Source organism: Psychrobacter sp. 1U2 (assembly GCF_051847575.1).
Genome location: NZ_JBPYDC010000721.1, coordinates 1 through 875 on the forward strand (window position 1 = coordinate 1; position 875 = coordinate 875).

1 pseudogene is annotated in these 875 nt (G+C 41.6%); it reads right to left on the minus strand.

Going from position 1 to position 875, the window contains the following annotated elements:
- Positions 1-70: 70 nt before the first annotated feature.
- Positions 71-748, minus strand: a pseudogene (locus tag ACS8FD_RS18315) (DUF445 domain-containing protein); the annotation flags it as partial.
- Positions 749-875 lie beyond the last annotated feature (127 nt).

The following is an 875-nucleotide window of genomic DNA, read 5'->3' on the forward strand; positions in this document are numbered from 1 at the left end:
CTTATAGAAATCAAAAATAAGCTAATTCACTCTCGAAAAACTCACTGGATGTACACAACGAAGTACACCGATGTTGCGGCACCACCAAAAAGATAAACATTTGGATAATACCAAAAATCAATCCAATTAAAGCACTGATATGCCAAATAAAGTTGATCTCGTGTTGACCAACCCTTAAAAACATATTCACCATTAAACGACGATCACTTTCCATCTTATTGACGATCATTTGACGCATATCGACCAAGTCCTCGACATGGTAGGTCATATCAGTCACCAAAGATTGCATGATGTCTGGCAGCTCTTGATGGGCTTGCGTATAGATACGACGTTTTAGTGCGTATGGCAGACTGCCCCACAATGCACCTGAATGCTCAAGCATAATCTCATCAATCAGTGGTTCAAGGTTTTTATCAACCGTATCGGTGATAAAAGCTGCCATCTGCTCAGGCTCCATCGCCTGAAAAAACTCTTCAAGTGAGCCAAGCTTTGAGAGTGTCTGATCGACAATCACTCCAGAGATTTTCCCCGCTTTACGCGGGACGATACCTTGCCAGCCAAGTCCAGGCAAACCAAAAAATGGAAAATTAGGTATACGTAGCCCCCAAAATTTAATGGGGTAAAACAGCATCTTCAATGCCATCCATACATGCAACCAAGTGACAAATGCAGTCACTGGTGGGATGGTCAGCATGGCAAGAAACTCTGGATGCTCAGCAAGCATTTGCCATATTGAGGTTGCGACCATGACTCTTCCTGCCTCTGACGTAACGATACTCATTAATCTATAGTCGTTTGTTAGTATTGTTAAAAAACGCTTAATAAAAACAGCACTTTAATGCCAAGTAAACACTACAAAATAAATCGCCCGATTT